The organism is Mucilaginibacter sp. (assembly GCF_041663085.1).
In the GTDB taxonomy this organism is placed as follows: domain Bacteria; phylum Bacteroidota; class Bacteroidia; order Sphingobacteriales; family Sphingobacteriaceae; genus Mucilaginibacter.
In genome coordinates this window covers 1-5,908 of the sequence record NZ_JBAZRC010000204.1, presented here as the reverse complement: position 1 = coordinate 5,908, position 5,908 = coordinate 1, and the positions used below count along the sequence as shown (strand labels likewise).

At 42.6% G+C, this 5,908-nt stretch carries 7 protein-coding genes; 5 read left to right on the top strand and 2 right to left on the bottom strand.

Features of this window, described 5'->3' with window-relative positions; genetic code table 11:
- On the top strand, positions 1–517 hold a 517-nt coding region (locus WC615_RS22140), incomplete at its 5' end, for a 2,3-diphosphoglycerate-dependent phosphoglycerate mutase (RefSeq protein ID WP_372980220.1).
- Positions 518–573: 56 nt separating this feature from the next.
- Here the strand turns inward: WC615_RS22140 and WC615_RS22135 are convergent.
- The gene (locus WC615_RS22135) at positions 574–1,377 is read right to left on the bottom strand and encodes a glycoside hydrolase family 16 protein (RefSeq protein WP_372980219.1); all 804 of its coding nucleotides are present in this window, start codon (positions 1,375–1,377) and stop codon (positions 574–576) included.
- Positions 1,378–1,747: 370 nt separating this feature from the next.
- On the opposite strand from WC615_RS22135, the gene WC615_RS22130 reads away from it, so the two are divergent.
- Positions 1,748–2,092 (top strand): phosphoribosylpyrophosphate synthetase, encoded by a 345-nt coding sequence (locus tag WC615_RS22130; RefSeq protein ID WP_191177148.1) that lies wholly within the window; start codon positions 1,748–1,750, stop codon positions 2,090–2,092.
- 65 nt (positions 2,093–2,157) lie between these two features.
- Here WC615_RS22130 and WC615_RS22125 read toward each other — a convergent pair whose 3' ends face one another.
- Positions 2,158–2,721 (bottom strand): hypothetical protein, encoded by a 564-nt coding sequence (locus WC615_RS22125; protein ID WP_372980218.1) that lies wholly within the window; start codon positions 2,719–2,721, stop codon positions 2,158–2,160.
- 227 nt (positions 2,722–2,948) lie between these two features.
- Between WC615_RS22125 and WC615_RS22120 the strand changes: the two genes are divergently transcribed.
- The 3 genes from WC615_RS22120 to WC615_RS22110 form a co-directional block, all read left to right on the top strand.
- Positions 2,949–4,226, top strand: a complete 1,278-nt coding sequence (locus WC615_RS22120; RefSeq protein WP_372980217.1) for a M16 family metallopeptidase — start codon at positions 2,949–2,951, stop codon at positions 4,224–4,226.
- Between the two features lie 66 nt (positions 4,227–4,292).
- Complete coding sequence (locus WC615_RS22115; RefSeq protein WP_372980216.1) at positions 4,293–5,576, top strand: M16 family metallopeptidase; 1,284 nt, start codon at positions 4,293–4,295, stop codon at positions 5,574–5,576.
- 201 nt (positions 5,577–5,777) lie between these two features.
- Positions 5,778–5,908: IMP dehydrogenase (locus WC615_RS22110; protein WP_372980221.1), on the top strand; the 131-nt coding region annotated here is incomplete at its 3' end.

Genomic DNA, 5,908 nt, shown 5'->3' with positions numbered 1-5,908 from the left:
AAAAAGAAGTATAAAAACCATGCATTTTGTGCTGGAACAGATGGATGCGTTATGGATCCCGGTGCATAAATCATGGCGGTTAAACGAACGTTTTTACGGGGCCTTGCAAGGCCTTAACAAAGCCGAAACTATTGAGAAATATGGCGAAGAGCAGGTGCATAAGTGGCGCCGCGACCCGCATGAACACCCGCCTGCTATTACTGAGCAGGACGACCGCTTCCCGGGCAATTACCTGCGGTATAATGATTTGACTTACCGCGAACTACCCCTTACCGAAAACCTGAGCGAAACCATGGACAGGGCATTGCCTTTTTGGCACGAAAGCATTGTGCCGGCTATACGCGAGAATAAGAAGGTTATTATTTGTGCCCACGGCAACAGCCTTCGCGCGCTTATACAATATATAGAGAACCTGAGTGACGAAGATGTAGCCAAACTTGATATCCCCACCGCAACGCCATGGGTTTATGAGCTGGACGACAGGCTGAACTGTATAAAACATTATTATTTGCAATAATTTTTCATAAAAAGGCAAGCCATGTAATGCGGCTTGCCTTTTTTATAGAGGAGGATTTATAAAGCTGTAAACTTAAAGTTATGTATCACCACCTCAACACCCTGCCCGTTTGATGGAGCAAGGCCGTTAAAGCACCAAAGATTTAGCAATACCGGCATACTTAAAGTACTGATAGAAGTACCCGGGCTGTTAAATGTTTTGGTCAGGAACAGGTTAGTGTCGTCGTTATAAAAGCCGTAAAGGCTTTTAAATACCACGCTGGTTGATGTGCGTTTAAACCTGTGGGTGGTATAAGTGCCGCCCGGCGAGGTAAACTCGGTAGAGTAACTTGCAGGGGTTGGCGGGTCGCCGGCTTTGGGGAATATGGTATAATTTAAATTTGGCCATGCCGAGTTGCCCCATCTTGCAAACTCAATATCAATTTCGTCGCGGCCATCATTGCCCGAGTAATCAAACAGGCCAAGCACAATATTTTTATCGAACGTGGCGATAGGCCCGTCAATTTGCCATTGGTAGGTGCCATAGCCAAAATTTTGCGTGCTTGAGATCTCCGCGCATTCCCAGTGATTATTTGATGGGTTTTTAGAGATCTTTAAATGCAGCCAGCCGTTTGCATCAACCCAAACATTGGCTGGGTTCCAGTAATTGGGGCCGGGGCCTGCTGTGCCTGTGGGGGCTTTTACGTTCCAGGTGTAGCCGCTCCAGTTAATGGTGGCGTTGGTTTTAAGTTTTGATTCGGGAGTAACAGCAACTTCGCCGGCGGGTTTGGCAGATGTAGCAGGAGGGGTTACTGTTGCTTTTTCTTTTTGACAGGCAGTAAACAGTAGTGCTGCTAAAAGGATAGATGAAAGTTTTCTCATGGTTTAATGATTAATAAATTATTAAAATATTCAGATGTGCTTTTACTGTGTATGCCCTGAAGGGCTTGGCTTACAGCTTAATGCCTGGTATCTTATATTTTCTTTTAATAGAATCAAACCTCCTTTCTGCTATTTATTAACAAGTGGCGGAGTTTTTAAATATTTACCAATAGTTTTTAAAATATTTTATAAAGATTAATAATAGGGAAATAAAGGGTTATACATTTATTATTTGGCTGCTTGTATTAACTTAAAGATAATACGTTGAAGGCTTTATAATTTTATGATATGCGGTTATTATCAAAACAACGGTTAGGCTTTGTGGTTATTCATGTACAATCGTTATCACACCAAAATAAACGTTACTACCATGAAAAATTTTGAAACATTAGTGGATGCCACTAACGACCTTACAAAAAGAGGATATACCGCAAATTTGAGCCTAGAGGGCGATACTATAGACGATAAGTCAAAGGATATACATATGACTGCCGATGATTTTGAGATAGACGAGTTCTACCGTTTCGAGGGGCAAAGTAACCCGTCGGATATGTCGATAGTATATGCCATCAATTCACCAAAGTATAACCTGAAAGGGATCCTGATAAACGCTTACGGTACTTATGCGGATGATAGTTCATCAGCAATATCGGCCAAATTGCACCACCACCAGGTAAGCGATAACCTGCACGGCAGCGACAGACCTACGGAATAATTCAAAATTCAAAAGTAAAAAGTTAAAACAGAGCTAATCACTTATAAGCTTTTGAATTTGACTTTTTACTTTTGAATTTTAATTGCTGCAAGCAATTTCTTCCCTCTTGATTGAATGGCCGCGCCGCCATCGCGCATCATAAATTGTACCTGGCTGGCCAGTTCTTCTTTTATCCAATCGTATCGACTGCATAAATTAAACAAGGTATCTGCAGCAAATACCTTAACAGCTACTTTTACTTTTGGGTCTATAATCCAGTCGAAGCATTGTTCTACCACAATTTCCATATCTATAGAAGACATTTTTGCCTTGATTGGCTCGGGGGCATCTGGCGCAGTCAGGTGCATCATAATGCGGGTATAATGCCGTTTACAGCTGGCATTGGTAACCTGGCCCATTCGTTTTACAAAATATTCCAGGTTGTTAACATATTGTTCGGGCGAGGCCAGTATGGTGGTGTCTAACAGCCATGCTGCACGGAAACCTACCTGCGCATCAGCATGAAAAGTGAGGTCGATCAGCTGATCGATATTAAAATGCTGCTCCCTTAACGTTACCGATAGTCGCTCTATAAAACCCTTGGTAGGGTCAACGGTTAATTCTTTTATAAGTTGATCGTTAGTAAGCATTGGCATATAAAATTATAAAACTTTTATCTACCTGCTTTTATAGTAAGCATATTATGGAAATTATACTATCAGGAATAGAAGTAAATAGCTGACAGGAGTACGTTTAAGCGTAACAATTAGGTCGTATTAAACGTCATATATACGGAGCGTTAAAAAAGTTTACTCCATTTCTACACCACGGGATAACAAAAATTATACATTTGCCTACGTTAATTAATCGTTATTACATGGTTAAATTCAATAGATTTACACTGGATAATGGCCTGAGGGTTATTGTTCATGAAGATAATACAACCCCGATGGCCGTGCTGAACATCTTGTATGATGTTGGCGCGCGTGATGAGAACCCCGAGCAAACCGGCTTCGCGCATTTATTTGAGCACCTGATGTTTGGCGGCTCTATAAACATCCCCAACTATGATGGCCCTTTGCAGCGTGTAGGCGGCGAAAACAACGCCTTTACCAGCAATGATATCACCAACTATTACATCACCCTCCCATCGGCCAATTTGGAGACCGCCTTTTGGCTGGAGAGCGACCGCATGCTGAGCCTCGCCTTTAGCGAGAAAAGCCTTGAGGTGCAGCGAAACGTGGTAATAGAGGAGTTTAAACAGCGTTACCTGAACCAGCCTTATGGCGATGTTTGGTTAAAGCTTAGGCCAATGGTTTACAAAAAACACCCGTATCGTTGGGCAACCATCGGTAAAACCATTAAGCATATAGAGGATGCTAAAATAGAGGATGTAAAAGCATTCTTTAAAAAGCATTACAACCCGCAAAATGCCATTATGGTTGTGGGCGGTGATGTAAAGACCGAAGATGTAAGGGCCATGGCTGAAAAATGGTTTGGCCCGATACCTGCCGGTGATAAGTACGTACGGAACCTGCCGCAGGAACCTGCCCAGAAAAAGGAACGCCGTGAAACGGTTACCGCTAAAGTGCCGTTGAATGATGTTTATATCGCTTTCCAGATGGAGGGCCGTTTGGATGAGAGCTACTATGCTGTCGAACTGATGTCGGATATCCTTTCGCGTGGTAATTCATCGCGTCTGTACCGCAGCCTGGTTAAAGATAAGCCATTGTTTAGCGAGGTACACGCCTACATAACAGGCAGCCTTGATAAGGGTATGTTTGTGCTTGAAGGAAAACCGTTGGAAGGCGTAAGTATTGAGCAAGCCGAACAGGCACTTTGGCAAGAGGTTGAAAAGCTAAAAACAGAAGACGTACCCGCCGATGAACTGACCAAAGTGAAGAACAAAACAGAATCGACCCTGGTGTTCTCAGAAATGTCGCTTTTAGATAAAGCCATGAACCTGGCCTTTTATGAGTTAATGGGGGATGCCGCAGATTTTAACCAGGAATCGGAAAAATTTTTGGCGGTTACTGCGCAGCAGATAAACGACCATGCCAATCTAATCTTCAGAAAAGAGAACTCATCAACGCTTGTTTATTTAGCGCAGAAAGTGGAGGCATCTGAATCCGAATTAACAGAAATAGAGAATTAGCAGAATTGTCCGAGCCAAATGCAGGAGATGATCCAACAAGGCAATGACTTAATGACTCAATGACAAATGACTAAACTTGACAGACATACACCCCCACAATTTAACGGGGTAGAAAATATAAACCTGATCCACCCGGAAAGCAGCACACTAAAAAATGGCTGTAAGATCTTTACCTTCAATTCGGGTAGCCAGGATCTGGTACGGATAGAATGGATCTTTCAAAACTCGCGTTTTGAGCCCAAAAAACCGCTGCTTAATGTGGCGGTCAATACTATGCTTACCGATGGTACCAGCAAACTAACCGCTGCGCAAATAGCTGATAAGATTGATTTTTACGGTGCTTTTTTGCAGGTTGATTATAGTTACGACTACTCGCAGGTAACCCTTTTTACGCTTACCAAGCATTTGCAAGCTACCTTGCCGGTTGTAAAAGATATCCTGACGGATTCCATCTTCCCCCAAAAAGAACTGGAAACTTATGTACGCAACCAACAGCAAAAATTGCAGGTAAGCCTGCAGAAAAATGATTTTGTAGCACGCCGCGAATTTAACAAGGCTTTGTATGGCGAAACCATTTACGGCCTCGCCGCGCAGCCCGAAGATTTTCAATCGCTGAAGAGGGAAGACCTGCTGGTAAATTTTAAACAAATGTATCAGCCGGGCAATTGTAATATCATCATAGCCGGCAAAGCCGATCCGCAGATACTGGAAGCTGTTACCGCTACATTTGAAGGCGCCTGGGGCGAGGTAACCACAACTGCCGATACCACACAACCCGATCTGCAACCGTCTGCGGAACGCTTTGTATATATTGAAAAAGCCGACGCGCTGCAATCAGCCATCCGCATAGGGACCCCTTTTATAAACCGTACGCATCCTGATTTTCCCGGGATGCAGGTTTTAAATACCGTATTGGGCGGCTATTTTGGTTCAAGGCTGATGACTAACATCCGCGAGGATAAAGGATATACTTACGGTATAGGTTCGGGTATGCAGTCGTTTAAACAAACCGGCTCGTTCTTTATCGCGTCGGAAGTTGGCGCAGATGTTTGCAAAGCCGCAGTAAGCGAAATAGAGAAAGAGGTAACCCTGTTAAAAACAGATTTGATCCCTGATGAAGAATTATCGCTGGTACGTACTTATATGCTGGGCTCACTTTTAGGCAGCCTGGAGAATGTAATGTCGCATGCGGATAAATTCAAGAACCTGTACTTCGCCGGCCTGGATTACGATTATTACGAACGCTACACCCAAACTGTAAAAAATATCACTGCCGAAGAATTGAAAGTTTTAGCTAATAAATATTTCGACTTTGATAACTTTTATAAAGTGATTGTAGGGAAGTATTGATTAAAATAAGAAACAAGATGTAAGAGTCAAGAATCAAGAGGTTCTTGACTCTTACTATTTTAACTATCGTTTTTTGTCCTGATATTTCTCCGAAATGTAAAATTCTTGACTCTTGCGTCTTGATTCTTACTTCTCCTTCTCAAATCCCATAAATTTTGTTAGCTTTGCCCGGCAAATAATAACTCCAAATAATTATTTGCTATGCAGTTAGACCCATCCAAATTTGTCGCCGAAGGATTAACCTATGACGACGTATTATTACTCCCCGCTTATTCAGAAGTACTACCGCGCGAAGTTAACACGAGCACTTTTTTAACAAAAAAGATCCGTTT